Here is a 26,008-nt window from a genome sequence, read left to right as displayed (position 1 = left end):
GTTGTGTTCATGATCGCGCGCAGATCGATCGTGAACACCATCCGTACACGACCGATCTGATTGCGCTGGCGGTTTTCGTCGCTTACCTTCGCCCCACTTCACCGTCGAAAACCCCAGGAGTCCGCCCGATGCGCCTGTTGCCCCTCGATCGTTCAATCCTCGACGCGCGAGCGACGATCCTGCTTCCCGATGAGCTGGTGACCGTCGACGACGCCACCGAAGGCGCCGAAGCGGTCCTCGTGTTCGGCGAGGAGATCGCCGCGGTCGGTTCGGTGGACGAATGCCGTGCCCGCGCGGCGAGCCTCGGCCGTCCCGATCCGGAGGTGCGGCGGCTGCCGGGCACGCTCCTGCCGGGATTCGTCGATCCGCACGCGCATCCCTTGATGTACGGGCAGATGATGACCTGGGTCGACTGCGGCCCCGAACGCGCGTCGACCATTCCCGAGATCGTCGCGCTGCTGCGTGCGGCGGCCGAAAACGCCCCGGCGGGCAGGCCCGTCCGCGGTTACGGCTACGAACACCGCAACCTCGCCGAGAAACGCCATCCCCGCAAGGAAGAACTCGACGCGGTCGCCGACGATCGCGAGGTCTACCTCATGAACGCCAGCGGGCACGGCGGCGTGGTGAACAGCTTCACGTTGCGGCGCAACGGCGTCACCCGGGACACCCCGGATCCCGACGGCGGGGTGTTCTTCCGTGACGAGCACGGCGAACTCACCGGCGAACTCTCGGACGCCGCGTGCAACATCCTCACCGGCGTCACCGGGGTGAAGGTCGGACGGCACGGGCCGAACTTCCACCTCGAGGACGAGCCGGAGGAGCACGCGCGGCAGCTGGCCGCGGCGCAGGAGAAGTTCCTCGCCGCCGGGGTCACCGCGATCGGCGACGCCCAGGTCACGCGCCGCGAGTTCGACATGTACCTGCGGCTGGACGAGGCCGGGCGGCTCAAGACGCGCGTCCACATGTACCTGCTGTCCCATCTGCTCGACCAGGCCTTGGAAATGGGACTGCACGGCGCTTTCGGCACCACCCGCCTCGCTTTCGCGGGGATCAAGTTCTACGCCGACGGCACGCTCGGCGGCTGGACCGCGTACTTCCCGGACGGCTACGTCGGCGATCCCTGCCGTACTGGGCAGCTCTACCACGACCCGAAGGACTACGCCGCTCTCATCGGCAAGGCCCACGAAGCCGGGCTCCAGACCGCGACCCACGCCCAGTCCCCCGACGCGATCGCCATGGTGCTCGACGCCATCGAGGACGCGCAGCAACGTAGTCCCCGGCCGGACGCGCGGCACCGCATCGAGCACTGCGGGCTGCCGTCCCCGGAGCAGATCGAGCGGATGGCCGCGCTCGGCGTCCATCCGGTCAACCAGCCGCAGCACTACTACAACTGGGGCGAAGGCGTCACCGACGCCGTCGGGACTCCCGGCGAGCGGTTCAACCCGCTCGGCGAGTTCCAGGCCGCGGGCGTGCCGGTCACGCTGAGCTCCGACGCCCCGGTCGCGGAACCGAATCCGCTCGAAGCCATCCAGACCGCGGTGACCAGGACGACCCGCCGCGGCCACCGGCTCGGCGGGGACGACCTGCTGATCGACGTCCAGTCGGCCGTCGCCGCGCATACGATCGCCGGCGCCCGGGTGCTCGGCCGGGAACGCGACCTCGGCTCGATCACCCCCGGCAAACGCGCGGATTTCGTGCTGCTGGACGAGAATCCCCTGACCTGCGACCCGAGCCGGATCGCGGGCATCGGCGTGCTGGAAACCTGGATCGACGGCGAGGTGGCCCGATGACCGTCCAAACCGACACACAGTCACTCCGCCGTGCTCGCCGGGCCGGGCTCGCGGCCTTCGTCGGCACCACGATCGAGTGGTACGACTTCTACATCTACGCCACGGCCGCGAGCCTCGTCTTCGGCACCGTGTTCTTCCCCGCCACCGGCGACCGGCTGACCGGTGTCGCGGCGGCCTTCGCGACGTACGCCGTCGGGTTCTTCGCGCGGCCACTCGGCGGCATCGTGTTCGGGCACGTCGGCGACCGGGTCGGCCGCAAGACCGCGCTCGTGATCACGCTGACCATGATGGGCGCGGCGACGTTCCTGGTCGGCTGCCTCCCCGGCTACGGCCAGATCGGCACGTGGGCGCCGATCCTGCTCGTGGTGCTCAGGTTCGTCCAGGGCCTCGCCGTCGGCGGCGAGTGGGGCGGTGCCGTGCTCATGGCCGTCGAACACGCACCACCGGACAAGAAGACCTTCTACGGCGCGTTCGCGCAGGCGGGCAACCCCGCGGGCGCGCTGCTGGCCACCGGCCTGTTCAGCCTCCTGAGCACCGGCGGCACGGAATGGCTCGCCACCTGGGGCTGGCGGATCCCCTTCTTCGCGTCCGTCCTGCTCATCGGCGTCGGCCTCATCGTGCGGCTGAAGGTCGAGGAGTCACCGGTCTTCGAGGAGACCGTCGAAGAAACCGGCGTGCCCATCCTGTACGCGGTGCGGACGAACTGGAAGCCGATCCTGCTGGGCATCTGCGTGCTGCCCGTCGCGGTCGGCGGCTACTACCTCGTCACCACCTTCGCGACGGCGTACGCGACCGATCCGGCCGTCGGCGTCTCCGAATCGCTGGTGCTCAACGCGCTCACCATCGCCGCCTTCGTCGAACTGGTCGTCAGTTTCGGCGCGGCCTGGCTCGGCGATCGCTTCGGCCGGGTGCGAGTGGTCGTCATCGGCCTGGTCGGGGTCGCCGTGCTCGCGGCGCCGCAGTTCCTGGTGCTCTCGACCAAGAACGCGGTGCTGATCATCGCGGCGTTCGTCGCGATGCGCCTGGCGATGACGGCGACCTACAGCCCGATCGCCGCCATCCTGTCGCAGATGTTCCGCCCGCGGGCGCGCTACACCAGCATCTCGCTGTCCTATCAGCTCGCGGGCGCGCTGTTCGGCGGCCTCTCGCCGTTGGTGTCGACGCTGCTGTTCCAGGCGACCGGCAGTGTCTGGCCGGCGATCTGCCTGCTGATCGGGATGTGCGTGCTGAGCATCGCCTGTGTGCTGGCCGCGCCTCAGCACACCGACGAGGTTTAGCGGATGCGCAAGCGCCGCATGAGTTTCAGGCCGGACAGCATCCCTTCGACGTACTTCTCGTAGGTCTGGCCGCCGCGGGGACCCATGACCTGCTTCTTGAGCACCGCGACGTTCTTCACGTCGGTGTACTTGAGCAGGCCCTGGTCCCCGTGGCGGGCGCCGACGCCGGAGTTCTTGACCCCGCCGGACGGCGTCCCCTTCGAGGCGTACGCGGTGGCCAGGATGTCGTTGATGTTGACGTTGCCGGACTCGATCCGCGCGGCCACGGCCCGCGCGGCGCCGACGTCACCGCCCCAGACGGAGGCGTTGAGGCCGTACTCGGTGTCGTTGGCGAGCGCCACGGCCTCGTCGACCGTACGGTACTTGTGCAGTGCGACAACGGGTCCGAAGGTTTCGGTGACGCCGCAGAGCATGTCCTTCGTGACACCTTCGAGGATCGTCGGCTCGAAGAACGCCGGACCGAGATCCGGCCGCGGCTTTCCTCCACAAAGGACGGTCGCGCCTTTGGCGACGGCGTCGTCGACATGGGATTTGACCCGGCTCATGTGGTCGACGGACACGAGCGAACCCATGTCCGGCCCGAAGTCATAGGCGGCGCGGACGTCGAGGGCCTTGGTCTTGGCCACATACGCGTTCTTGAACTCCTCGTAGCGGGACTCCGGCAGGTAGATCCGCTCGATGTGCATGCAGATCTGCCCGGTGTTGCCGAAAGCACCGAAGATCGCGCCCTGCACGGTCTCGTCCAGATCGGCGTCTTCGAGCACGATCATCGGGTTCTTGCCGCCGAGTTCGAGACAGCAGCCGATGAGGTTGCGGCCCGCCTGTTCGCCGATCACCCGGCCGGTGGCGGTGGAACCGGTGAACATCACGTAGTTCGCCTGGCCGATGAGCGTGGGGCCGACGTCGGGGCCCTCACCGCACACCACCTGGAACAGCCCCTTCGGCAGCCCCGCCTGCTCCAGCAGCTCGACGCCGTAGAGCGGGGACAGCGCGGTCTTGTTGTCGGGTTTCAGCACCACCGCGTTCCCGGCCATCAGCGCCGGGACGGCGTCGGAAATACCGGTGGCGAACGGGAAGTTCCACGGCGCGATGATCCCGACCACGCCCTTGGGCTGCCGGATCTCCGTCGACGTCGTCAGGAACGGGACCGGTCCCCCACGTTTCGCCGGCGCCAGCAGTTTGGCGGCCCGCGTGAGGTAATGGCTCATCACCATCGCCGGATCGCAGGTCTCCTCGATCGCCATCCGGCGGTTCTTGCCGCTCTCGACCTGGATGAGGTCGGTGACGGCCGGCGCGTTGTCGACGAAGAGCGTGTGCGCGCGTTTGAACACCTCCAGGCGCTGCTTGAGCGGGGTGGCGGCCCACTTCTCCTGCGCGGCGCGGGCCGTGGTGAACGCCTGCTCGATGTCGGCGGGGGTCGACTGGGGCAGCTCGACGAGCACCTCGCCGGTGTAGACCTCGGTGAGTTTCCAGGTCGCGCCGGACGAGCCCGGCACGCGGGCGACGAGCCGTCGGAGGAACGCGTCGGTCACCGACGCCGGACGGGTGAGCGCGAGCGGTGTGACGGTCATGGCCCTCTTCTCCGTCAGTTGTCCGAAAGGACGAGCTGCGCGCCCATTTCGCCGATCATGATGGCGGGCGCGTTGGTGTTGCCACCGGTGATCGACGGCATGATCGAGGCGTCGCAGACCCGCAGGCCCTCGACCCCGCGAACCTTGAGGTCGGGACTCACGACCGCGAGCTCGTCCACGCCCATCCGGCAGGTGCCGACGCCGTGGTAGACCGAGGTCGCGCGGTTCAGGATCGCGTCGCGCAGTTCCTGACCCCGCAGCGCTTTGCCCGGGTGCAGCTCTTCCTTGATCGAGCCGTTGAACGCCTTCGACGCGAAGATCTCGCGGACCATCTCCGAGCCCTCACCGAGCACCTCGAGATCGCCCGGATCGGACAGGTACTGCGGGTCGATGAGCGGCGCCGCCGTGGGATCGGCCGAAGCGAGGCGCAGTGTGCCGCGGCTCCTCGGGTAGATCAGCGTCGTGAGCACGGTGAGCGCGGGCCGTTTGTCGACGTCGTGGCGGATGGGCGCGTCCTGGTTCGGCGTCACGTACGCCCACGGCAGGAGATGCAGCTGGAGGTCGGGCACTTCGGCGGCCTGGGAGGTCTTGAGGAAGGCGACGGCCTCGAACACCGAGTTCGCCAGGAACGTCGTTCCGGGCCGCATCAGTTCGCTGACGAGGCCGCGCGCGAAGTATGGCGGCGTGCCCCTGTTCTTGCTCGACGACGCACGGAAGGTCAGCGCGTGGAACATGTGGTCGTGCAGGTTGTCTCCGACCGGCAGATCCGCGACGACGTCGATGCCGTGTTCCTTCAGGTGCTCGGCGTGCCCGATCCCGGACAGCATCAGCAGCTGCGCGGATCCGACGAAACCCGCCGAGAGGATGACCTCCTTGCCCGCGCGCAGGATGCGCTGTCCGCCGTTCGCGTCCACGACCTCGACACCGACCGCGCGGCCGTTCTCGATGACCACCTTCTTCGCCAGCACGCCGGACTGGACCTGCAGCGTGGCGGGCGCGAGATGGTGGATGTAGCCACGTGAGGCGCTGTAGCGCAGGCCGTCCGCGGCGTTCTGCTGCATCCGGCTGACGCCCTCTTGGCACTCGGCGTTGTAGTCGTCGAGGATGTCGCAGCCGATCGCGTCGGCGGTCGCCTGGAGGAACTGGAGCGTGCCCTCCTGCGGGGTCTTGTTGCGGGTGACCCGGATCGGTCCGCCCGCACCGCGGAAGTCGTTCTCGCCGTCCTCGAAGTCCTCCATCCGCTTGTACGCGGCGTTGACGCTGTCGGCGTCCCAGCCCTTGTTGCCCTCGGCGGCCCAGGAGTCGAAGTTGGCGCGGTTGCCGCGCACGTAGACCATCCCGTTGATGGAGCTGGAACCGCCGACCACCTTGCCGCGCGGCACCGGCATCCGACGATCGAGAACGTGTTTCTGCGGCACCGAGTAGTAGCCCCAGTCGAAGGGCTTCTTGAGCTGGGGCACCGCGTGCATCGGGCCGACCAGCCCCGGCTTCTTGACGAGCATCTTCTCGTCCGTCTTACCCGCTTCGAGGACGATCACGCTGGCCCCGGCCTCCGCCAGCCTGCCGGCGATCGCGGCGCCCGAGCTGCCCGATCCGACGACCACGTAGTCGGCCTCGTCGCCGCGCGCAGCCCTGTTCGCCATGTCCGCTCCTCGGTCGCCCACCGTGCAGAACTGTAACCTGTTCTAGTTCTGTCACCGTATAGCGAGACCGGCCGGTTCCGCAACGGGCCATCGCTCCCCGGCCGGCCTCCGAGACCTCAGCGCAGCGGCTCGAGCGCCTTCGCGAGCGGCTCCAGCACGGCGGGGGTGTGCGGCGGCGGCAGGTAGATGATCGCCAGGTCGAGCCCCACTTCACCGAGTGCTTCGGCCTCCGCGGCCACCTTCGCGTAGTCGCCGTCCGTGCCGAGGCGGACGTGCGAGGACAGCGTGATCTCCTTCGGATCCCGGCCGATGTCCGCGCAGTGCCGGTGCAGCACCTCGCGCTTGTGCGCGAACTCCTCCGGCGTGCCTCCGACGAAGTTCCAGTGCTGGGCGTACTTCGCGGTCGTGCGCAGGGTGCGCTTCTCGCCGCTGCCACCGATGCAGATCGGCGGATGCGGCTTCTGCACACCCTTGGGTTCACAACGGGCGTCGGTCAGCTGGTAGTGCTCGCCCTGGAAACTGGTGGTCTCCTGGGTCAGCAGGCCGACGAGGACCTCGCAGGCCTCCTCGAAGCGGTCACTGCGCTCCTTGATGGTGCCCAGCTCCATGCCGTACGCGCCGGATTCCTCTTCGTTCCAGCCCGCGCCGACACCGATCTCCAGCCGTCCACCGGAAACGATGTCCAGTGTCGCGGCCATGTTCGCGAGCAGCGCGGGGTGGCGGTAGTGGATCCCGCTGACCAGCGTGCCCACCCGGAGCCGTTTCGTGGCCTGCGCGAGCGCGGTGAGCGTCACCCACCCTTCCAGGCAGGGGCCGGTCGAATCCGAGAAAATGGGATAGAAGTGATCGAAGGTCCAGCCCGATTCGAAGAGTTCGATCTCATCGGCGGCCTGCCAGACGGCGAGCATGTCGGACCAAACGGTGTCCTGCGGCGAAGTCTTGATGGCGAATCGCATGATCTTGATCGTAAACCTGGAGTTCCTCCACTTGCTTCCGAAATTCAGCGGGCGATGCCACGGCGAAGATAATCGTCGGCGTCCACTCCGGACTCGACGAGCAACGCGTGCGTGTGCTCGCCCAACGCCGGGACGTCGCCCATGCACGCCTCGAAATCGTCGAACGTCACCGGCGGCAGCAGCGCGTCGATCCGGGCGAATTCGGTGCCGACCTTGCGCCAGCGATCGCGCGCCCGGAGCTGAGGATGGTCGGCGACCTGGCCGACGTCCTTGAGTTGGGCGGCGGGCACCCCGGCCGCGGCGAGCCGGTCGTCGAGTTCGCTGTTGGACCACAGCGAGGTCTTCGCGGCGACGGCGGCGTCGCATTCCGCGCGGTGGGCGACCCGCTGGACGTTGGTGGTGAAGCGCGGGTCGTCGGCGAGTTCGGGCGCGTCGAGGACGTCGGTGACGAGCGTGCGCCAGCCGGCGTCGTTCTGGACGCCGATGAGCATCTGACCGTCGCGCGTGGGGAAAGCGTCGTACGGCGCGATCGAACTGTGGCTCAGCCCCATCCGCTCGGGCTCGGTGCCGGCGTACATCCGGGTGTTGAGCGCGTATCCCATCCATTCGACGGTGGCTTCCAGCATCGAGACCTCGATCGTCGCGCCCTCGCCGGTGCGCCAGCGGCGCAGCAACGCCGCCAGCACTGCCTGCGCGCAGTACATGCCCGAGGCGATGTCGGCGGTCGGGATACCGGTCTTCGCCGGAGCGTCCGGGGTGCCGGTGATCGCGATGAGCCCGGCCTCGGCCTGGATCAGCATGTCGTAAGCCTTGCGCCGCTCCATCGGCCCGCCCGTGCCGAACCCGGACAGGTTCACCACGACCAGTTCGGGATGATCCGCCCGCAGATCACCGAAACCGAGCCGCTCCGCCGCGCCGGGCGCGAGGTTCTGCACGAACACGTCGGCCTTCGCGACCAGCCGCCGGACGACGTCCCGGCCCTCGTCGGTCTTGAGGTCGACGGCGAGCGATTCCTTGCCCCGGTTGAGCCAGACGAAATGCGCGCCGCTGCCATGGACGGCGTGGTCGTACGCGCGGGCGAAATCCCCGCCGTCGACGCGTTCGACCTTGATCACCCGCGCGCCGAGGTCGGCGAGGTTGCGGGTGGCCAGCGGTACGGCCACGGCCTGTTCGACGGCGACGACGGTGACCCCGTCGAGCGGCCGCGTCACGCTTTCTTCTTCTCGGCCCGCACCAGCCCGCCGCCGATGATCAACCGCTGGATCTCGCTCGTGCCCTCGTACAGCCGCATCAACCGGACGTCCCGGTAGATCCGCTCGACCGCGACCTCGCGCATGTAGCCGCTCCCGCCGTGGACCTGCACCGCGAGATCCGCGGCCTTGCCCGCCATCTCGGTGCAGAACAGCTTCGCCGCCGACGGCGCGATCCGCCGGTCCTCCCCCGTCACATACGCCCGCGCCGCCTCACGGGCGAGCGCGCGACCGGCGAGCACACCGGTCTGCTGATCGGCCAGCATCGCTTGCACCAGCTGGAAATCCCCGATCGGCGTGCCACCCTGGGTCGCCGACGCGGCATACGCGACGGACTCGTCCAGCGCCCGCTGCGCCGTCCCGACGGCGAGGCCCGCCATGTGGATCCGGCCGCGCGCCAACGACGTCATCGCCGCCTTGTAGCCGACATCGCCGTCTCCGCCGACCAGCGCCTCGGGCCCGACGCGGACCTGCGAGAACGTCACGTCCGCGGTCCGCGAGCCCTCCTGCCCCATCTTCGCGTCCTTCGCCCCCACCGTGATGCCCGGCGCGTCGGCCGGCACGAGGAACACCGCGATCCCGGTGTCCGTCCGCGCGAACACCACGAACAGTCCGGCCTCGGTGGCGTTGGTGATGAACTGCTTCCCACCGTCGATCACCCAGCCGTCACCGTCCGGCTTCGCACTGGTCCGCAACCCGGCCGGATTCGACCCCGCGCCCGGCTCGGTCAGCGCGAACGACGCGACGACCTCACCCGACGCGATCCCCGGCAACCACCGGGCCTGTTGTTCCCGGGTGCCGAAACCGACCAGCACCTGCCCGGCGATCCCGTTGTTCGTGCCGAACATCGACCGCAGCGCCAGCGACGTGTATCCCAGCACCATCGCGACCTCGACGTCCTGCACCAGGTCGAGGCCGAGCCCGCCCCACTCCTGGGGGATCGCGTACCCGAACAGTCCCATCTCCGCGGCCTGCGCCCGCAGATCGGCCGGAATGGCGTCCGTGTTCATGATCTCCAGCTCCCGGGGCATCACCCGGGTGCGCACGAAATCGTCGATCTGGCCGAGAACGTCCGCGAACACGTCGTCGGGGACGTCGGGGTTGCCGGTGTACATGCCCTCACTATCGATCACCGTCCGGACTCCGGTCCACTCCCCCGAGTGGATTTGGCCGCGAGACCTACCGGCGATGTTGATCACCGTCCTAACGTCGAACCATGCGTACTCGAACCGCTTTCCTGTCCATTGTCAGCGCCGTCGCCCTGTGCTTCACGATTCCGGCGGTGGCCTCCGCGGCCGACGGCGAATTCACCTACCGCTACTACGACGAAGACGAAGAAATCCAGGTCGGCACCCTGGTGGATCCGCCCAGCGGTGAATGCATCGAAATACCCGAAATAGCCGACTGGGACGTCGACGCGTTCCGTCCGCGGAACGACACCGACTCGACCGCGGTGGTGTTCCTGGACGACGATTGCTCGAGCGATTCCTACTTCTCGCTACGCCCGTACGGCGGCCGGGGCTCGGACAGACTTCTCCTGCGCTCGGTCATCTTCAGTTAGGCCGAGCGGCCGTCGACACCGCGGTCCGCGCGGCGAAAGATGAGCCGCGGGGGTGGTCGTCGTGGCACGACGTGGACTTGTCTTCCTGGCCCTGCTCACGATCTTTCTGGGGCTGATGGTTCCCCGTGCCTCGGCCGACGGCCCGGTCGCCAGGTACGAGGGCGACCTCGAAGGCGCACGCTATCTGGTGCTGGTGCCGGAAAACTGGAACGGCACGCTCGTGCTGTGGAGCCACGGGATGTACTCCGTGGCGTATCCGGAACCCGATCGGATCGCGCTGACGTCACAGCCCGCGACCGAGTCTTTCCTTCTGGCGCGGGGCTACGCCTTGGCCGCGTCCCAGTATCGGACCGTGCGTGGCTGGTCGATCGAGGAGGCGCTGACCGACCAGACCCGGTTGCACGACTGGTTCACCCACACGATCGGCCCGCCGCGACGCACCATCGCGGCGGGCGAATCGGTGGGCGCGATCACCGCGACCCTGCTCGCCGAGCGGAACCCGCGCCGGTTCGACGGCCTGATGACCTTCTGCGGCACCCTCGCCGGCGGGGCCGCGCACTGGAATTCGTCGCTCGATGTCGGGTACGCGCTGAACACGCTGCTCGACGCACGGCTGCAACTCGTGCGGATCACCGATCCCGCGGCCAACGTGGGCAGATTCGTCGACGTGGTGCAGGCCGCCACCGCGAATCCGGGCGGCAGGGCCCGGCTCGCGCTGGCGAACGCGCTGGCCGAGATCCCAGGCTGGCTGGACGCCACGCAGCCACGTCCGCCGGACGTCGCGGATCAGGTTTTCTGGCAGGGCGTCTGGGATCGCTTCTACCGCGCTGGCGCGTTCGGTGTCGACCGGGTCGCGCTGGAACAGCGGGCGGGCGGCAACCCGAGCTGGAACGTGGGCGTCGACTACCGGCGGATCCTGGCGAAGTCCGGCGAACGGACACTGGTGGAACGCGCCTACGCGGAGGCGGGGCTCGACCTCGGTGCGGACCTCGACCGACTCGCGAAGGCGCCCCGAATCGCTCCGGATCCGGCCGCGTCCGCCTATCTGGCCCGCTTCGGGCTGCCGCTGGGTCGCACGCCGGTCCCGGTGCTGACCATGCACACCGTCGCGGACGGCACCGCGCCCGCGGCGCACGAACGCGCCTACGCCGAACGAGTGGGGCCGGGCGACGAGCTCCGTCAGCTGTTCGTGAACCGCGCAGGTCACTGTGTGTTCACCGCGTCCGAGGAGATCACCGCGCTGCGCACGCTGGAACGGCGGCTGGACCGCGGGCGCTGGCCGTCGACCGGCGCCACCACGCTGAACTCCGAAGCAGGCTCGCTCACCCCGGAACACCAGACGATCTTCGACATCGTCCGGGAAACCCGCGTGACGACCACGCCGGCGTTCGCGCGGCATTCCCCTCCCCCGTATCCGAGGGCGCTGCCGTTCTAGGCGCCGGCGAGGATCGTCAGCCCGTAGGCCGACAGGATCCGGTTGACCGGGACGAAGTAGGTGGAGCCGCCGCTCGAGCAGTTGCCGCTGCCACCGACCAGCACGCCCTGCGCCTGTGTCCCGCTGACGAACGGCCCGCCGTTGTCCCCCGGCTCGGCGCAGACGGAAGTCCGGGTCAAACCGGTCAGTGTTCCGTCCGGGAAGGTGATCGACACGTTCTTCGCCTGGATGGTGCCGCAGTGCCAGCCAGTGGTCGCGCCGTACCTGCACACCGACGCGCCGACCGGGGCTTCGACCGACCCGGTGATCGTCACGCGGGGTGGGGTGGGCGGGATCGAGCCCACCAGCCGCCAGTCGGTCGTGTTGGTCACCCGGATGACGATCGCGCCCGTCGGCGGGGTCTGGGCGCCCACGACCACCCCGACCACCCGGCCGGCGCTGCGGATCGTGTCACCGGGCTTGCCGCAAGCCGAACTCGCGATCAGGTAGCCGGTATTCCCCGAGACGGCGGCGAACCCGGCCGTACACCGCGTCGCGGCGCCGCTCTGCAACACACTCCCGCCGCCGAGCGGAGCGGGAGCGCTCGCTTGCGCGGTCGACGGCAGGGCCAGGCCGAGGGCCAGGACCAGGCAGGACAGGGATCGGGGCAGTCTCACGGGACCCTCCGATGGCCGGGGATGTCCCGATCGTAACGAGCGGAACACCCCGGCCCATCCGCCGAACCGCGCATTCTCAGCGCCAGCCGAGCTCCGGCGCCACGTGGGTGAGGATGCTCTCCAGCACGTGCGCGTTGTACTCGACACCGAGCTGGTTCGGGATGGTGAGCAGCAGGGTGTCCGCGGCCTCGATCGCCTCGTCCTCCTTGAGCGCCCGCACCAGCTCGTCCGGCTCGGCGGCGTACGACCGGCCGAAGATCGCCCTGGTCGTCTCGTCGATCATGCCGACCTGGTCCCGCGAGTCCCGGTCACGGCCGAAATACGCCCGGTCCAGGTCGTTGGTCAACGCGAAGATGCTGCGGCTGACCGACACCCGCGGCTCACGCGAGTGTCCGGCCTCCTTCCAGGCTTCGCGGTAGGCCTCGATCTGCTTGCGCTGCTGAACGTGCAGCGGCTCCCCCGTCTCGTCGTCCTTGAGGGTGGAACTCTGCAGGTTCATGCCCTGCTCCGCCGCCCACACCGCGGTCGCGTTGGAGCTGGATCCCCACCAGATCCGCTCGCGCAACCCCTCCGAGTACGGCTCGAGCCGCAGCAACCCCGGCGGATTCGCGAACATCGGCCGCGGGTTCGGCTGCGCGAACCCCTCGCCCTCGAGCAGCTTGAGGAAGACCTCGGTGCGCTGCCGGGCCATGTCCGCCGCGGTCTGCCCCTCCGCCGGCCCGTACCCGAAGTACCGCCAGCCGTCGATGACCTGCTCCGGGGATCCCCGGCTGACCCCGAGCTGGAGCCTGCCGCGGGAGATGAGGTCGGCGGCGCCCGCCTCCTCGGCCATGTACATCGGGTTCTCGTAGCGCATGTCGATCACGCCGGTCCCGATCTCGATCTTCGACGTCCGGGCCCCGATCGCCGACAGCAACGGGAACGGACTCCCCGCCTGCCGCGCGAAGTGATGCACCCGGAAGTACGCGCCGTCCACGCCGAGCTCCTCGGCCGCGACCGCCAAGTCGATCGACTGATGCAGGAAGTCGGCCGCGGACCGCGTCTCGGAGTGCGCGCTCGGTGACCAGTGGCCGAAGGACAGGAAACCAATCTTCTTCACGCCCGTGTAAGCGCCCCGCCCCCGACTTTGATTCCCCACCCTCCGTAGCCGCCGGTCACACTACGCACTTTCAGCCTTCGACCTGGGGGAACGCGCCCCTCCGGCACCGCAGGAGCTGTCGGAGGGTAACCGATCATCGTCTCAATGTAGGTCTGCGTGACTATACGTACCCCCCTGATTGAGGCCCTCCAGGCGACGTATACTCTTCTCACATCAGCAAGTCCGAGTGGCGGAATGGCAGACGCGCTAGCTTGAGGTGCTAGTGTCCTTAACGGACGTGGGGGTTCAAGTCCCCCCTCGGACACAAATTCATGGTGGATCTCCCACAGCACAGAGTAATCGGCCCGCTTCGGCGGGTCTTTCTTGCGTTACCGGTACGGCCTGGTCGTCTAGACTGATCCTGGTCGCGCCCTCCCCGCGTACGACAGTGCGGGGAGGTGTGTCATGACCTGTCCGATCTCATCGGTGTCCCTGCCCGCCGCTGTCCCCGCGTCCGCGCGGGTGCGGTCGCCGTTGTCATCCCCCGTTCCACTGGAGCTTCCGTCCCTGCACACGCCAGGCGCGGCCGGCGGGCCGCGGTTGTCGATCGCGGTCCTCGACGCCGGCGGGCGCCTGCAGGACCGGGGTGCGGTCGCGGCTATGGGCTGGAGCGTGGGTGACCGGCTGCTGATCACGCTGGTTCAGACGTCGGTGGTGATCCACCGGGGCGCCGATGGCGTGTTCGTCATGCCCCGCAAGCCCTATGTCTGCCTCCCCGCCACGGTCCGCAGGGCCTGCGGCGTCAATGCGGGCGCCCGCATGCTCCTGGTCGCCGACGCCGAGCACGACGTCCTCGTCGTCCACCCCGAACCCGCCGTACAGGCAATGCTGCGCGCCTTCCACGCCTCGCTCGCCACCACCGAGGAGGCATCATGAGCACCTCCGCCAGCCCGCAGGACCTCGAAACCGCCCGTCTTCTCCTGGACCGTCTCGGCGTCGACCCCGCCGAACTCCTCACGACCACCGCGACGGAGGACGGCCAGTCGCGGCGCCGGCCCATGCCGACCATCCGGGAATGGATTCCCGTCGTCGCCGCGCTGCTGTCCCGCAGCACCGCCGCCTCCTACGGGTCGTACTGGGCGAAAGCCGAGGCGGTGTGGGGTGACCGGCCTATGGACACGATCACCGCCACCGAGATCAAAGCCCAGTCCGAGATCGCCCGCGCCACGGCCGTGGTCCGGCGCAACTCCCGCGGCGGCCGCAACGCGGCCGAGAACTTCATCGCCGCCGTCCGCTGCCTCTACAAACACCTGGAGAACGACGGCCGCCTCGACCAGCACCGCAATCCCGCCCGCAGGGTCACCAAACCGCGACGCAATCCCTCCACTCGCCGGGCCCTGCCCAACGGGCAACTGTCCGAGCTCAACGACGTCGTCGCCAGCACCGGCGACGACCCCGAACTCGATGCCCTCCTCTGCCGGCTGCACGAGGAAACCGCCTGCCGCCGCGGCGGCGCCCTCGCCCTTCGCCCGAGGGACCTTGATCGCCGGCAATGCACCGTCCTGCTCCGGGAGAAAGGCGAAACCGAACGCTGGCAGCCCGTCTCCCCCACCCTGATGCGCCACCTCATCGCTCACGGGGAGGAGCGTGGCAACGGCGACCAAGGGGAGCAGCTTCTGCGCTACGCCAACGGCAACCCCATCACCAAACGCCGCTACGACTACATCTTCCGGCGTGTCCACGCCGAGCTCGAATGGGCCCGAGCCCTACAGGTCACTGCCCACTGGCTGCGGCACACCACCCTGACCTGGGTCGAACGTAATTTCGGCATCGGGGTGGCCCGCGCCTACGCCGGACACTCCGACACCGGCAGCGACCTCACCACCACCAGCTACGTCAAAGCCGACATCACCGAAGTCGCCGCCGCACTCGCCGCACTCACCGGCGAACCACACCCACTCGCCGCCTGACCCAGCGCGCCCGAGTTGCCCTGGATGCCGACGGAGGTGCTCGCGATCTCCCCGCGAGCACCTCCGCCGGCTCCTGTCAGCCGTCCCGCAGGTCACGGCGGTGAAGCAGCGATGCGTGAAACGCGGTGACCATCGCATGCAGAACATGCTGGGGATACACCACCAGCAGGTCATGCTCAAGCAACGACGCCAGCAACACCTGCTCGCCCGACCGCATCCGGCACCGCGACCGTAATCGCGCAGGCAGCACCACACCCATCTTCGACGGTATCCGCGCGGCCGGGTCTTCACTCGTCCGACTCACCACCAGAAGGCCAGCGGACACATCGAACCGAATCGACTGCCCCGCACACCAACCCAGCTGAGACAGCGCGACCTTGGCAGCCACAGTGCCGGTCTCATCGATCCGCACAAGACTGAAATTCACCGAACCACTCTCGACCAACACACCGAGTTCAGCCAGCGGCGGAGGAACCACGCCCCTGGTCGCTGAACCTCGGGCTGGCAGCAGCAACGACGCGACAATCCTGTCAGCCACCGGAACAGTCTCAGCCTCTCGCCCAAGAGGAATCGACGGATTCCCGGCAGCAACACCGTCATCCCGCTGGCCACCGGAGTCGAATGAACACGTTGCAGTCATGGCACGTCCCTGTTCCTTCACGCAGGGAGGGCGCGACTAACACCACCAGCTTGCCGAAACCTGACAGCGATCGCAATGACTGTCCTGGATCGTCCGCACGCATCAGGCGTCGCGTTCTGCCAACACCACACGCCGGGCCACCGTCACCACCAGCGCCGAGTCGCAGCGCAAAACCTGCGGCGACTATGCCACTTCCGCTCAGTCCTTCGGAGTGGCCGCCGATACCGAGCGCCGCGACCGAAGCATCAGCACTGAGCATCGTGCCGCCGGACCCACCGTGCACGTGCGGCTCGTCGACAGCCTGAACCGCGCAGATCGCCTACGTCCACCCGGCACGGCTGTCCGTTGCCGATCGACTACGAGTGGTACGGCCGCTCGTTCGACGGCCTGGACTACCGCTTCATCGAACCGCTGAGCCGTCACGCACCCGAGGACTACGCCCGCGACCCGGACTGGTGCCCCCTCGCCGAGCCGGAGTTGCTGCGCCACGACCTCACTCGCTGACGCCCCCAGTGCCGCGCTGCTCGCACCGCTCAAGATGGCGTCGTCCGTGTCCCGCATGAAGTCCAATGACGACGTGTTGGCCCTGCTCACGGCCGAGCCGGACCCCGACCCGGCTCGCCGGCGTCGAGTACACGGGCGACGAAGAGAACGACGCACGCGCCGAACCCGACGCGCTGCACCGCGGCTTCCGCGAACGCACCGCCCGCGAGCTGGAACGGATGCAGCTCGCGACCGAAAGCGAGTACTGGTTCTGCGTCTGCTTCAAGAGCCAGGACGACAAGGACGCCTTCCTCGCTGCCGCCGGTCTCGTCGTCATCGGGGACAAGTACCTCGACGGCTACGCCACCGCGGAACTGCTCGGCGTCACCATGCCCGAACCCGACGACACCGAGAGGGGGTGAACTGAATGCCTCCACGCAAGCGACAGACCGCCGCCGCAGCCGAGAAGCGCGGCGCGGCCCGTAAGAACGCCACCACTGCCGCTAAGGCGAAGGGGCGCGGCAAGGCGTCGAGCGGCGTCAGCTAGTCGTTGACGCTGTAGCTCGCTACGGCTGTAGCGCGATACAGCCGTAGGGCGCAGTCGGGTACTCTCCTGTTGCGAGTTCGCAAGCGGAATCCGTTGATGGACTGGCGACAAGAACGAGTGAGGGGCGACGACCGGTAGGACGCCGCCCCCTGCCTAGCGGTCCCAGAGCGTCGAAACTTCGTGGACCGCCGCAGCCAGCGCCCGAAGGAGCTGGATCACCCAGATTAGGACGTGGTTCCGGTTGGTCTTCATCGGCCAGCCGGGACCGCGCTCCGGCGGCAGACCGCCCGAGTCGTCTTCATCCTTTCGGTGTTCACTCATTGGTGTTTCCCTTCTGGGAAGCCGTCGCTTCCCGATCGCCGGGCCCGAGCAATCGAGTAGGCGGCTGGAAAATCACACGCTGAGCTGCAACCGCGCACGAGCCTAGCCTGAGTCAGGTTTTGTACGAAACCTGGGGCTATGCCACGAAAATGGCGTCCACATGAGTTGACGGGCTTGCACTCCATACACCAACGTCAACGAGCCGCTTACACCACCTAAAGCCTGTAAAATCCGCGTTTTCGGAGCAGATTGTGCCTCTACCGCGCGTTTGGGGCTCATTAAGGAGCACTAGCGGGTGCTTGTTGCGCGTATACGCGCGCGCGTTGCAACGCGAGGTGCCTCTGGCCATGGGGAAACGTGGACCGCAGGCAAGCCAGCTCATTGCGAATCCTGCACTGTGATCGCAAGGACCGGATCAATGATGCGGAGCCAGTGCCGCCTGCGGACGAGATTGTGCCGCCGGTGTGGTTGTCGGAGAAGGGACGGGCGATCTGGGATTGGCTCGCGCCGAGCATGATCACCCGCACGATTCTGACCGCGTGGGATGTCGACGCGTTCGGGGTGTTGTGTGAGGTGTTGGCCCGCAACGCCCGTGGCTACTGCCCTGGTGAACGGCTCCGCGTTGCTGATTCCCGGCGTGGGGGCCTGGTGCCGAATCTGGCGTTGAAGGTGCAGGCCGATTCGGAGCGCACGTTCCTGACGTTCGCGGCACGTTTGGGCTGACGCCGTCGGACCGGCAGGCGATCAAGGCCGAGGTGAGCGCCGATGGTGGGACCTCGGGCGACGCGGGCCACCTCCTCTCCTAGACCCGGTTCCCGCATGCGGAAACCCAGTTCCAAGATTGGCACGCCGAGGCCACCGCGGCTTCCGGTGTGCGGCTGGTCCTTCGACGGACGTCCCTGTCGCCAACGCGGCGACCGCCCTCTGCCATCAGCGCGCCGATCATGCGCAGGCGTTCGCTGAAGAGATTCGCGTGCACACCAAAAACCGGTGGGCACGGACCCCGTTCATCCACGCCGACTGGCAGCGCGACGACATCGTGCGCCCGCTGTTCGGCCAGGTCCTATGGGATCCGGAGTAGCAGACCTACGTTCCGCCGCTACCGGTCCGGCTGGATCGAGCTCGCCCGGAAGGGCGGTAAGTCCGAGCAGGGGACGGGGTCGAGTCGGTCGAGGTCTACGGCGCCGCCCGTGACAAGGACCAGGCGCGGCTGGTGTTCAACGTCGCCGCCCACATGGTCGCGCTGTCGCCGGTGCTGTCGAAACGGCTGCGGGTGGTCGAGCACGCCGCCCGGATCGGGGAGGAGAAAACCAACAGCGTGCATCAGGTCGTCACTGCCGACGCGCTGGGCAACCTCGGCTCGAACCCGTCATGTGTGATCTTCGACGAGGTCCTGACCCAGCCGGTTACCTATGGGCCGCGCTGCGGCTCGACATGGGCACCCCGTGTACAGCCGCTGCTGCTTGCGGCCACAGCGGCAGGCAACGACCCCACCAGCTTCGCCAAGTCCGAGCACGACTAGTGGTGAAGATCGCCGAAGACCTGTCCCGCGCCTCGCACCGGTTCGTCTACCTGCGCAACCTGCCGGCCGGGCTGCTCTCTTTGACAAGCACATCGACCGCCTCGCGTATACATGTAGGCCGCGCTCTCAGCGAGCCGAAGGTCTGCCTCATCGTCCAGTGAGTAAACGATCAACACCGACGCCGTCCGCAGGCATGCCAAGATTCTTGCCCCTGTGTGGGCGACTCACGCATGATCGTCGACGCCACCTCATCTGGCAGCTCCGGCAACGATCCACCGTCCTCCGTCATCGACACCACCCGTCCATTGTCGACATCATCTGTCCGTATTAGTCGGCAACGACACGCCACCATGCGAGCCGATCAGGACGGCCTCTGCGCCGAGGCCCGGATACCACAGGACTACTACGTCGCTTTTTTACAGATCCTGATCGTTGCCTGCCCATCAACGAGTTTGTTCGCCGCCGTGCTACGTACCTGAGCAGCTTTACATGCAATCAGCACGTGCTAGTCCCCACCGGATTGCCTTCGCTCTACTGAGGGTTCACTACAGGAACCAAAACGACATGATGGCGGGGAACCAACTCCCCACGATCAGTCGCCGCGCTAGAGAGTTCCGTTTCTCCTCGCTCGCGATGACGGCCGCTCCGATGTTGGGCACGAGCACGAGGGGGACGCAGATGAGGTAATACGCCAACGAATCTTGGGTAAGGAGGCCTGCCCAGATCCCCATAGCGGCTCCAAGAGCTAGGCTCACCCGGATCAGGGCAGCGAGCTGGCCGTGTATCCACTCGGTTGCCAGGCTACGCAGCCCAGAATGGACGTCCTCGGGTCTGTCTCGGATGTCCTTAAGTACCTCGTAACCCAGCATCTGCCAGAAGATCATTGCCGTGCCGACCCATATCACCGCATTGCTCGATCCTGTCGCTGCAGCGCCGTAGGACGCTGGCGAACTCGCTGTGATCGCCACGGTCAGATTCCCTATTAACGGGATGCGCTTAAGGTATTTCGAGTACGCCAGCGAAACGGAAGCGATCACGGCCGCGTAGCAGGTCAGAATTACGTTCACCGTGGCGGCCAGCGATACCGCCGTAACCACGCAGGCGTAGCAATAAAGCTTGGCCTGGCGGACCGAGATACGACCGGCGGGCAGTGGGCGATGGCTTCTGGTCCGCGCATCGACCGCAACGTCCTGTGCGTCGTTGAAAGCCTGCGCGGCTGCCGTCAACAGCGCCATGCTCACAACCGCCGCAGCGATGTCTAAAGGAAGCGCATATCGTGCCGTGAGATGGATTCCCACGAGTGTCCATGCGCTCTCGGCGAGGCAGGTCACAGGGCGAGAGATGGTCAGCAGGTCTCTGATCACTCTGGTCACTCGCGCGTAGCGAGCCGGTGCTGGAGTTCGGCGTGCCGGAACTGATAGACAGGGCCAACCTGCCGGAGCACGCCCCGCCGCAAATGCGCGTCCTCCAGAAAGCCGATGAGTCTCCACGGCAGGTCGCCACGAACGGCCTGCCACACTCGCACGACGAGAAACTGTCCCCACGCCGTCTGGAGGCATCCGACCCACACTCCGACTGCAACGCCGATGCACATGCCTGCGACGATGCCCGCGGCAATCCCGCCTTCGCGGACAACTCCGATGGTGAAGCCTGTAGACAAACCAACGGGGACGCCAAATGCTGCGGTCAGGGCGAAAAAGGCTGTCCGGTCGTGAGTGAGGGTCAACCGGGGGCTCGCTGCCTTGGTAACATGCGCGCTCGCAGTCTCCATACCGCCAGCAAAGGCCGCCGTCACGGCTACAAGCCCTCCTACCGCTATACCGATGGTGGCAGTCGTCGTCAGCGCAACCATGACTCCGATGCCAAGGCCAGCGATGATGCCCACTCCAACGCCGACCACTGACCAACGAAAGCCCTTGGCTGGAACGGACACCGCGTTTCGCATGTTCAATCCACCGATCACGGCACAACCTAGTGCGTTGAGGGCAATGGAGGACACCGGCCCGAGGCGCTGGTCAAACAGGCCGCCAACGAGCCCGCCAACCAGGCCGGTTATCAGTCCCGCCTTCGCGCCGCGTCCTCGACTAGAACCCAATCCAACGGTGGGGCCAACTGCGGCGCCGATGGCGAGGCCGGTCGCAGCCGTCGAGGCCACCTGATCCGGCGTGCCGAAAGCAAGTTCGGCCGTCAGCCCACCAAGGATACCTCCTCCGAAACCGCCTACCAGGCCTCCGCTGAGGCCGCCGGTCGCCGACGGCAGTGCGCGAAGCACTGTCGAGCGCAAGATCAACCCGATCGGCATGGCAGTGAGCACACCGACGCCAACGCCGACCCCGATGACGTCGACCAGCCCTGTGGCCGTACCCATTGCGACGCCACACATTACTCCGATGCAGATGACGAAGAACAATGGCGAAGCCGCGCGTTGGATTGCCCACCAGGCGATGTCGGTCGTGCGCCCACGGTCCTCCTCAAGGTGAGTGGCGATCGAGACCAGCCACCGCTCCGCTTTGCGCGCTCTCCACCTGGCGCGCTGTGACGGATCCGGATGACTTCGATATGCAGACGGGATGAAGGCGTCGAACAGATGCTTTCTGATGGCTTCCGGCCGCGGGAACCTCGCTGTGTCGCACAACTCCTCTGGATCGCGGACCGCCTGCAGACTCTCGCCGACTCGCGGCGCGTAGATCGACCGGGCCAGGCCCACCATCAAGGGTGTCGTCAAGGTCGCCGCAAGTGGAGTGCTCGTTTGGAGCGCGGCGAGCACGGGTGACCATCGCCGAGTAGCAACGGGACTGAGACCGCGACTGAGGTAGTCGACGACAACACTTGTGTTCAACGCTTCCAGCTCGATGCAAGCCGCACCGCGCAGCGGTACGCTGTCGGGGTCCTGCAGCAGAGTGTCCCGGTACTGATCAACGCGGCTAGACACGACCATTCCGCGACCCGGCCCGAGAGATTCGTTTAGCGCGCGCAACGCGGATGGCCTTCGCTCGTCGTTCAGCTCATCGAAGCCATCAAGCACTGGTAGGACCAGGTTACGTTCCAGCAGCATGCGCGCTCGCGAGACGTCTGGGGCCGCTGGCTGCCCCAGCGCGGGGTACTCGATGCCCATCCGCTTAGTGAGCCAGGAATCGAAGTCATCGGCGTCCGGGTCCCAGGTCGCGCAAGACACCAGGATCGGCACTGGCCCGCCGGGATTGCGGCGTGTCAGCAGTTCGAGGATGAGGCGCACCAGCAGCATGGTCTTGCCGCTGCCCGGCGCCCCAAGCACGACCAGGCGATGCGTCGGGATCCGCTGCTCGAAGATCTCGGCCAGGTCTCTATCCGATCCAGTGATGGCAGCGGCGTCCGATGGACATGGCGGTGCTGCACGCGAGGAGCCCGGCCATGCTGCGGCCATCGCCACCAATGAATCCCAGCTATCGGCCAGTGAAGGCGGAGCACCTTTCCAAGTCAGCGGGAGTGGGTAGGGGTCGTACAGACGACGTAGCCGAGCTTCGGCGTCCCACTGGCGATACACCACTCCAGCCAGTTCGTCGGCCATCCCGCTTGGAGTCTCCTTCGGGGATGCTGCCGATTCGGCTCGTGACCTCAACGCCACGAGCGCGGCGAAGCAGCTAACTGTGGTAAGCGGCAGGCCGATCAGCGTTGCGATGGCAGAGGCGGACGCGAAACCGGTGCTCCTCGTCAACTCGACACTGGCGAAGATGCTCGCCGCGGCGAGGAGGAGACCGACGATCCACGGCCAGCGCCGCAGCAATCTCACGCGGTATTCCTCGGCATCCGGTGGGCCCCCTCGGTCTGCGGCCGGCGCACTCCTTCGTTCAAGTCGAGTGTGTCCCGTTGCGCGTTACGCGAGCCGACGCAGGAATACGACGCACTATGGGCGCAAGCGCTAGAGGAGGGTGTGCACTACTAGGTCCCTGCGCTGACGTCGTACATGCACGAAGCGAGATAGCCATGCACTCGAACGCCCCGCTGCATGGCCGGGCCGAGGCCGCCATCCCTATCATCCTGAGCACTCATCACACAACGTCCTCACCGCCCTTTGGTCGTTGTTCCGCGGTCTAAAGCCGGAGCGATAAGTCTTCACCCACCCCGAAGTCGAGCGTGGTGGCGCACTTCGCACGGCGGCATCCCGCGGCTCTTCCCGCTGAACGAGTGCGGGGCCTACTCGACCAGCTGGATCATCCGCGCGAAAGCCCGACCGCCGTTCGGGTCGTCGACGACCCGAACAGCCCAGCGGAGACCATGACCTATCCCGGTATCAGGGTCACCCGCCGCCAGCGCGGGCACATCGTCGACCAACTCTGGCTCCAGTCGGAGAGAAGCCGACCCCACCATCGCTGACGACGAAGCCCTGATCGCCGTATTGCGCGCCGCGTGGTCCTGGAGCGCTTCAGCCCCTGCCTGGAGCAGGTCCGCGCGTTCGGCCGCGAGCTCCCGGACCAGTTCGTCGGCGGCCCTGCTGACCGAGGAGATCATCCACGGGCCAGTGGCTGGGTCCTTGCGCAGGTCGGCCAGCGCCGGGAGTTCCTCGGCAACGGACCGGCGTAGGGCATAGCGGGCCCGCCGGAACTCCGGAGAGTCAGCGACCTGCCTGGCCCAACTCCATGAGCTTCTCGTCCTCAGTGCGTCGCTCACGTGGGCCCGGAATCCCAACGACGCGCGGGCTGGGGGGCGCGAGCTCGTCCAGAGTGTCGTGCCAGGGCGCGGTCACCTCCAAGCCGCCGGCGTGGGCGAAGCCGACTTCGTTACGGCTAGTCCAGCCGCGATCCGGGCTAGAGCCTTACTCACCCAGGTCCGCTCCGCGCCGGCGTCGAGATCTCCAGCGCGGTGTCCGCGGCGTCCTGCGTCACCACGACGCGGCTCAGATAGAGCAAGGCGGCGCCCACGGACGCGGCAACAGCCACGACCTGCTCCGCCGCCAGCATCGCCGAGTCAATTTCAACTACACGGTCGGGCCACGGACGTCCATGACCACACACGAGGAGGATTTCGCACTGGCCCAGCGAGTTCAGCGCCTGGTGGCCGACCCCGCGTGACCGGCGCGCTGCTCGGCACCTGTGTGGCGATCGTGGCGATCGCGACAGGTGCGACCGGATGATGCTGGGCGAGATACAGAACCTGGCGCTCGGACCGCAACGAACGCCCGGCAGGCCGGCCACTCTGCCCGGGTAAAGCGATCAAGACTTAAACGCCTGGTACGCCGAACGCCGTCTCGACCCGATCCGGGAGCCGGTGCGCGAGGACATCCATCGCTACCAGCCGCCAAGCGGGTCTGCAGGGCGCCGACGGCTCGGAAATAACAGCGCCGTCACAGCTCAGGCCGAAGCACCATGCTTACCGACTAGACAACCTGGCAACGACGGTGGTCCGAAGCCTGCACCCGTCACATCGACTGGTGGACGAACTACATCGCGGAGCACGCGCCAAACTCGAGATCATGCCCCAGCCCTACGCGAACACCGGTGGGCGCGCTCGCCGGCCACCTCCCTGAAATTAACCGGCTCCAGCTCTGACACGAACTCGCCCCTCATTGGGAGCCGAGGCCCGAACGCGCGCCCGCCCAGAGCAACCCGCCGACCCTGCGAGTGATCACTAACGAACCCGCCCCGGCACCGAAAGCCTCCCGAACCCGACAGCCATCATCACGCAGCGGCGCGCGCCTGGTCCTCGTCCTCGACTTCCCCCAGCCGTGACGAGCGCAGAGATCGGCGGCACGAATGCCGGGACAGCGCATCGGCGAACGGTAGCTACCTCGACCGGAGACCTGCTCCACGAGCATGTCGAACCGGGCCCGACGCGCCTGCACCGGGCGATCGCCGAACTGCTCGACGCTGAACAGGACTGGCTCGCACTGCGCCATCAACCCAGCGCGGCTACGCCGCCCGCCACCGGTTCTAGATCCGGCCACCTGGGGCTCCGGAGTATCGGGGAAACTTTAGGCAAATGGGCTTCTGGCCAGGGGATATGTCGGGCTCTGGTGTGAGGTTGCCGGGTGGTTGCGCCGGTATTCACGGACGAGAGGCTGGAAGGATTGTGGCGGTTCCCGGAGATCGGCCGGGAGGACTAGTTCCGGTTGTCTACCTTGGCCCCGGGGGATGCGGCGTTCGTCGACCTGGGCAGGGGCCGCGCCGCAGGCGGTGTTGGTGCGGCTGGCTGAGCAGATTCATGGCAGTACGCGACCACATCGCGGAGATGGGCTCGATCGTGCGAGGGTGCAGCAGCCGCTCATTCCAACGAGTCCTGGCCGCTCTACGGCCTGCGCTGCTCAGCGCGGTCGAGCTAGCCAGTCGGCTACTCGAAGGTCAGTTTGATCCCGTATGGAGAGTGTTTGTCGGGCCCGAGGTGGGAACAAAACTCGAGGTCGACCGCGGCGAGGAACTCGAGATCGTCCTCAGATCCGGGTAGCTGCTCGTTCTCGTTGGCGTCGGCGAAGTATAGGGTGATCCATTCTTGCTGAGCGACCGACCACACCGCGAGATGGCTGGGGAACGCGAGAAGCCAGACCGCATCGACGGAATCCGGCAAGTCGGACAGCGCAGGCAGGCGGTGTGTGAGGAAGTAGTCGGCGATCTCCGCGTAGAAGTGGTCGAACGGGTGGGTAACGAGGAAGACGTTCCGTGCCCGGTCAGGAGATGACTTACGTTCGAGTTGTGCTGCGGCCGCCGTGATCATCGCCTTGGCATCAGTCAGCATCGCATCCGCAGAGGTGATAGCGATCGTCATTTCGGTCGTGCGAGGATCTCGCCCCTGGCGACGAGCCTTCTCGATGGCAGCGTTGAACTGGCGGGCAGGGCCAGGAAGTGATTTGATCTCGAAATCGGCGAAGGGTGCGTCCTCAGGTCCGACCATCCCATTGAGCAGTGTCTGGTTCTGGAGACTGAATACCAGATCTGGGCCGCCATCGTGGTCTGCCTCCACTGGCGGAGAGCCGAGGAAAGCCGTGGCGAGTACTGCAGCAAGGTGTTCGCCGGAGTTGACCTTCAGGTTCGCGGCCTTGTCAGGGCCGAGCGCGCGAAAGACCTCGCTAATCGCGGACCACACGGACTTGCGATAGATCACGACTATCCTGCTGCCGACCAGATCATCGAGGTTATCGTCGTTCTCGCTCATCGAACGAGCATGCCATGCCACGGAGCCTGATCGGGTTTGCTCGTCAATGCCCGGCGACGCGATAGGGGTCACGGGTGCTCAGTGGGCCCGCGAGATTCGCAGGCTGCCTCGCCCACCGCAACGTCGGTCGCGTCGATCTGATATATCGCTCACGCGGCCGCGTCCTACGGCCAGGCGAACGTGTCA

The 26,008-nt window shown here is 67.2% G+C and carries 25 protein-coding genes and 1 tRNA gene; 13 read left to right on the top strand and 13 right to left on the bottom strand.

Translation table 11 applies throughout. The annotated features are described in order from the left end of the window. The first annotated feature begins 128 nt into the window (after window positions 1–128). On the top strand, window positions 129–1,790 hold the full coding sequence (locus ED92_RS10950) for an amidohydrolase (protein WP_037336589.1): 1,662 nt from the start codon (window positions 129–131) through the stop codon (window positions 1,788–1,790). Further along, window positions 1,787–3,067: an MFS transporter gene (locus tag ED92_RS10945; protein WP_037336586.1), complete on the top strand. Its 1,281-nt coding sequence runs from the start codon at window positions 1,787–1,789 to the stop codon at window positions 3,065–3,067. Before ED92_RS10950 ends, ED92_RS10945 begins: the two co-directional genes overlap by 4 nt. Here the strand turns inward: ED92_RS10945 and ED92_RS10940 are convergent. The 5 genes from ED92_RS10940 to ED92_RS10920 all read right to left on the bottom strand — a co-directional run bounded on the left by ED92_RS10940 (window position 3,064) and on the right by ED92_RS10920 (window position 9,602). Continuing rightward, a complete protein-coding gene (locus ED92_RS10940) occupies window positions 3,064–4,638 on the bottom strand; it encodes a succinic semialdehyde dehydrogenase (RefSeq protein WP_037336584.1) in 1,575 nt (524 codons plus the stop codon). The two genes, ED92_RS10945 and ED92_RS10940, sit on opposite strands and share 4 nt — an antisense overlap. A gap of 14 nt (window positions 4,639–4,652) precedes the next feature. Beyond that, window positions 4,653–6,281 carry a GMC family oxidoreductase gene (locus ED92_RS10935; RefSeq protein ID WP_037336582.1) on the bottom strand — a complete coding sequence of 543 codons (1,629 nt, stop codon included), beginning with the start codon at window positions 6,279–6,281 and terminating at the stop codon, window positions 4,653–4,655. Window positions 6,282–6,397: 116 nt separating this feature from the next. After that, on the bottom strand, window positions 6,398–7,237 hold the full coding sequence (locus ED92_RS10930) for an LLM class F420-dependent oxidoreductase (protein WP_037336579.1): 840 nt from the start codon (window positions 7,235–7,237) through the stop codon (window positions 6,398–6,400). Window positions 7,238–7,281: 44 nt separating this feature from the next. Then, the gene (locus ED92_RS10925; protein ID WP_037336577.1) at window positions 7,282–8,448 is read right to left on the bottom strand and encodes a CaiB/BaiF CoA-transferase family protein; all 1,167 of its coding nucleotides are present in this window, start codon (window positions 8,446–8,448) and stop codon (window positions 7,282–7,284) included. Then, window positions 8,445–9,602 carry an acyl-CoA dehydrogenase family protein gene (locus ED92_RS10920; protein ID WP_037336574.1) on the bottom strand — a complete coding sequence of 386 codons (1,158 nt, stop codon included), beginning with the start codon at window positions 9,600–9,602 and terminating at the stop codon, window positions 8,445–8,447. Before ED92_RS10920 ends, ED92_RS10925 begins: the two co-directional genes overlap by 4 nt. A gap of 101 nt (window positions 9,603–9,703) precedes the next feature. Here ED92_RS10920 and ED92_RS10915 point away from each other — a divergent pair, with 101 nt between their 5' ends. After that, window positions 9,704–10,048: a hypothetical protein gene (locus ED92_RS10915; protein WP_052120470.1), complete on the top strand. Its 345-nt coding sequence runs from the start codon at window positions 9,704–9,706 to the stop codon at window positions 10,046–10,048. 61 nt (window positions 10,049–10,109) lie between these two features. Then, window positions 10,110–11,483: a DUF6351 family protein gene (locus ED92_RS10910; RefSeq protein WP_152610911.1), complete on the top strand. Its 1,374-nt coding sequence runs from the start codon at window positions 10,110–10,112 to the stop codon at window positions 11,481–11,483. On the opposite strand, the gene ED92_RS10905 is transcribed toward ED92_RS10910, so the two are convergent. After that, entirely contained in the window at window positions 11,480–12,139 is a 660-nt protein-coding gene (locus tag ED92_RS10905; RefSeq protein ID WP_037336571.1) for a S1 family peptidase, read from the bottom strand. The two genes, ED92_RS10910 and ED92_RS10905, sit on opposite strands and share 4 nt — an antisense overlap. 76 nt (window positions 12,140–12,215) lie before the next feature. Next, a complete protein-coding gene (locus tag ED92_RS10900) occupies window positions 12,216–13,238 on the bottom strand; it encodes an LLM class flavin-dependent oxidoreductase (RefSeq protein ID WP_037336569.1) in 1,023 nt (340 codons plus the stop codon). 220 nt (window positions 13,239–13,458) lie between these two features. Here ED92_RS10900 and ED92_RS10895 point away from each other — a divergent pair. The 3 genes from ED92_RS10895 (at window position 13,459) to ED92_RS10885 (ending at window position 15,187) form a co-directional block, all read left to right on the top strand. After that, window positions 13,459–13,542: transfer RNA gene (locus ED92_RS10895), tRNA-Leu, on the top strand. Between the two features lie 140 nt (window positions 13,543–13,682). Next, entirely contained in the window at window positions 13,683–14,153 is a 471-nt protein-coding gene (locus ED92_RS10890) for a hypothetical protein (protein ID WP_235213244.1), read from the top strand. Next, window positions 14,150–15,187, top strand: a complete 1,038-nt coding sequence (locus ED92_RS10885) for a site-specific integrase (RefSeq protein WP_037336567.1) — start codon at window positions 14,150–14,152, stop codon at window positions 15,185–15,187. The genes ED92_RS10890 and ED92_RS10885 overlap by 4 nt, the downstream gene beginning before the upstream one ends. 76 nt (window positions 15,188–15,263) lie before the next feature. Here ED92_RS10885 and ED92_RS10880 read toward each other — a convergent pair whose 3' ends face one another. Beyond that, the gene (locus tag ED92_RS10880; protein WP_152610910.1) at window positions 15,264–15,725 is read right to left on the bottom strand and encodes a hypothetical protein; all 462 of its coding nucleotides are present in this window, start codon (window positions 15,723–15,725) and stop codon (window positions 15,264–15,266) included. Between the two features lie 447 nt (window positions 15,726–16,172). Between ED92_RS10880 and ED92_RS42745 the strand changes: the two genes are divergently transcribed. Both ED92_RS42745 and ED92_RS10875 read left to right on the top strand, forming a co-directional pair. Next, entirely contained in the window at window positions 16,173–16,331 is a 159-nt protein-coding gene (locus ED92_RS42745; RefSeq protein WP_161791100.1) for a hypothetical protein, read from the top strand. A 65-nt stretch (window positions 16,332–16,396) separates the two neighbouring features. Further along, window positions 16,397–16,732: a hypothetical protein gene (locus tag ED92_RS10875; RefSeq protein ID WP_235213243.1), complete on the top strand. Its 336-nt coding sequence runs from the start codon at window positions 16,397–16,399 to the stop codon at window positions 16,730–16,732. A gap of 278 nt (window positions 16,733–17,010) precedes the next feature. Here the strand turns inward: ED92_RS10875 and ED92_RS42740 are convergent, their stop codons facing one another. After that, on the bottom strand, window positions 17,011–17,178 hold the full coding sequence (locus ED92_RS42740; protein WP_161791099.1) for a hypothetical protein: 168 nt from the start codon (window positions 17,176–17,178) through the stop codon (window positions 17,011–17,013). Window positions 17,179–17,535: 357 nt separating this feature from the next. On the opposite strand from ED92_RS42740, the gene ED92_RS43300 reads away from it, so the two are divergent. The 4 genes from ED92_RS43300 (at window position 17,536) to ED92_RS42730 (ending at window position 19,179) form a co-directional block, all read left to right on the top strand. Next, window positions 17,536–17,901, top strand: a complete 366-nt coding sequence (locus ED92_RS43300) for a P27 family phage terminase small subunit (RefSeq protein ID WP_235213242.1) — start codon at window positions 17,536–17,538, stop codon at window positions 17,899–17,901. A 490-nt stretch (window positions 17,902–18,391) separates the two neighbouring features. Further along, entirely contained in the window at window positions 18,392–18,700 is a 309-nt protein-coding gene (locus ED92_RS41340) for a hypothetical protein (protein ID WP_052120465.1), read from the top strand. Beyond that, window positions 18,700–18,861 carry a hypothetical protein gene (locus ED92_RS42735; protein ID WP_161791098.1) on the top strand — a complete coding sequence of 54 codons (162 nt, stop codon included), beginning with the start codon at window positions 18,700–18,702 and terminating at the stop codon, window positions 18,859–18,861. The genes ED92_RS41340 and ED92_RS42735 overlap by 1 nt, the downstream gene beginning before the upstream one ends. A 69-nt stretch (window positions 18,862–18,930) precedes the next feature. Then, window positions 18,931–19,179 carry a hypothetical protein gene (locus ED92_RS42730; RefSeq protein ID WP_161791097.1) on the top strand — a complete coding sequence of 83 codons (249 nt, stop codon included), beginning with the start codon at window positions 18,931–18,933 and terminating at the stop codon, window positions 19,177–19,179. A 66-nt stretch (window positions 19,180–19,245) separates the two neighbouring features. Here the strand turns inward: ED92_RS42730 and ED92_RS10860 are convergent, their stop codons facing one another. From ED92_RS10860 to ED92_RS10845, 4 genes are all read right to left on the bottom strand, one after another. Further along, window positions 19,246–20,064, bottom strand: coding sequence for a UbiA family prenyltransferase (locus tag ED92_RS10860; RefSeq protein ID WP_161791096.1), 819 nt, complete (start codon window positions 20,062–20,064; stop codon window positions 19,246–19,248). Window positions 20,065–20,069: 5 nt separating this feature from the next. After that, window positions 20,070–22,469 carry an NACHT domain-containing protein gene (locus ED92_RS41335; RefSeq protein WP_052120464.1) on the bottom strand — a complete coding sequence of 800 codons (2,400 nt, stop codon included), beginning with the start codon at window positions 22,467–22,469 and terminating at the stop codon, window positions 20,070–20,072. Window positions 22,470–22,873: 404 nt separating this feature from the next. After that, complete coding sequence (locus tag ED92_RS10850; RefSeq protein ID WP_037336559.1) at window positions 22,874–23,347, bottom strand: hypothetical protein; 474 nt, start codon at window positions 23,345–23,347, stop codon at window positions 22,874–22,876. A gap of 1,656 nt (window positions 23,348–25,003) precedes the next feature. Then, window positions 25,004–25,822 (bottom strand): hypothetical protein, encoded by an 819-nt coding sequence (locus ED92_RS10845; protein WP_037336557.1) that lies wholly within the window; start codon window positions 25,820–25,822, stop codon window positions 25,004–25,006. Between the last annotated feature and the right edge of the window lie 186 nt (window positions 25,823–26,008).

This window comes from Amycolatopsis sp. MJM2582, assembly GCF_000754115.1.
Lineage (GTDB): Bacteria > Actinomycetota > Actinomycetes > Mycobacteriales > Pseudonocardiaceae > Amycolatopsis > Amycolatopsis japonica.
This window is presented reverse-complemented; position numbering and strand designations above follow the sequence as displayed.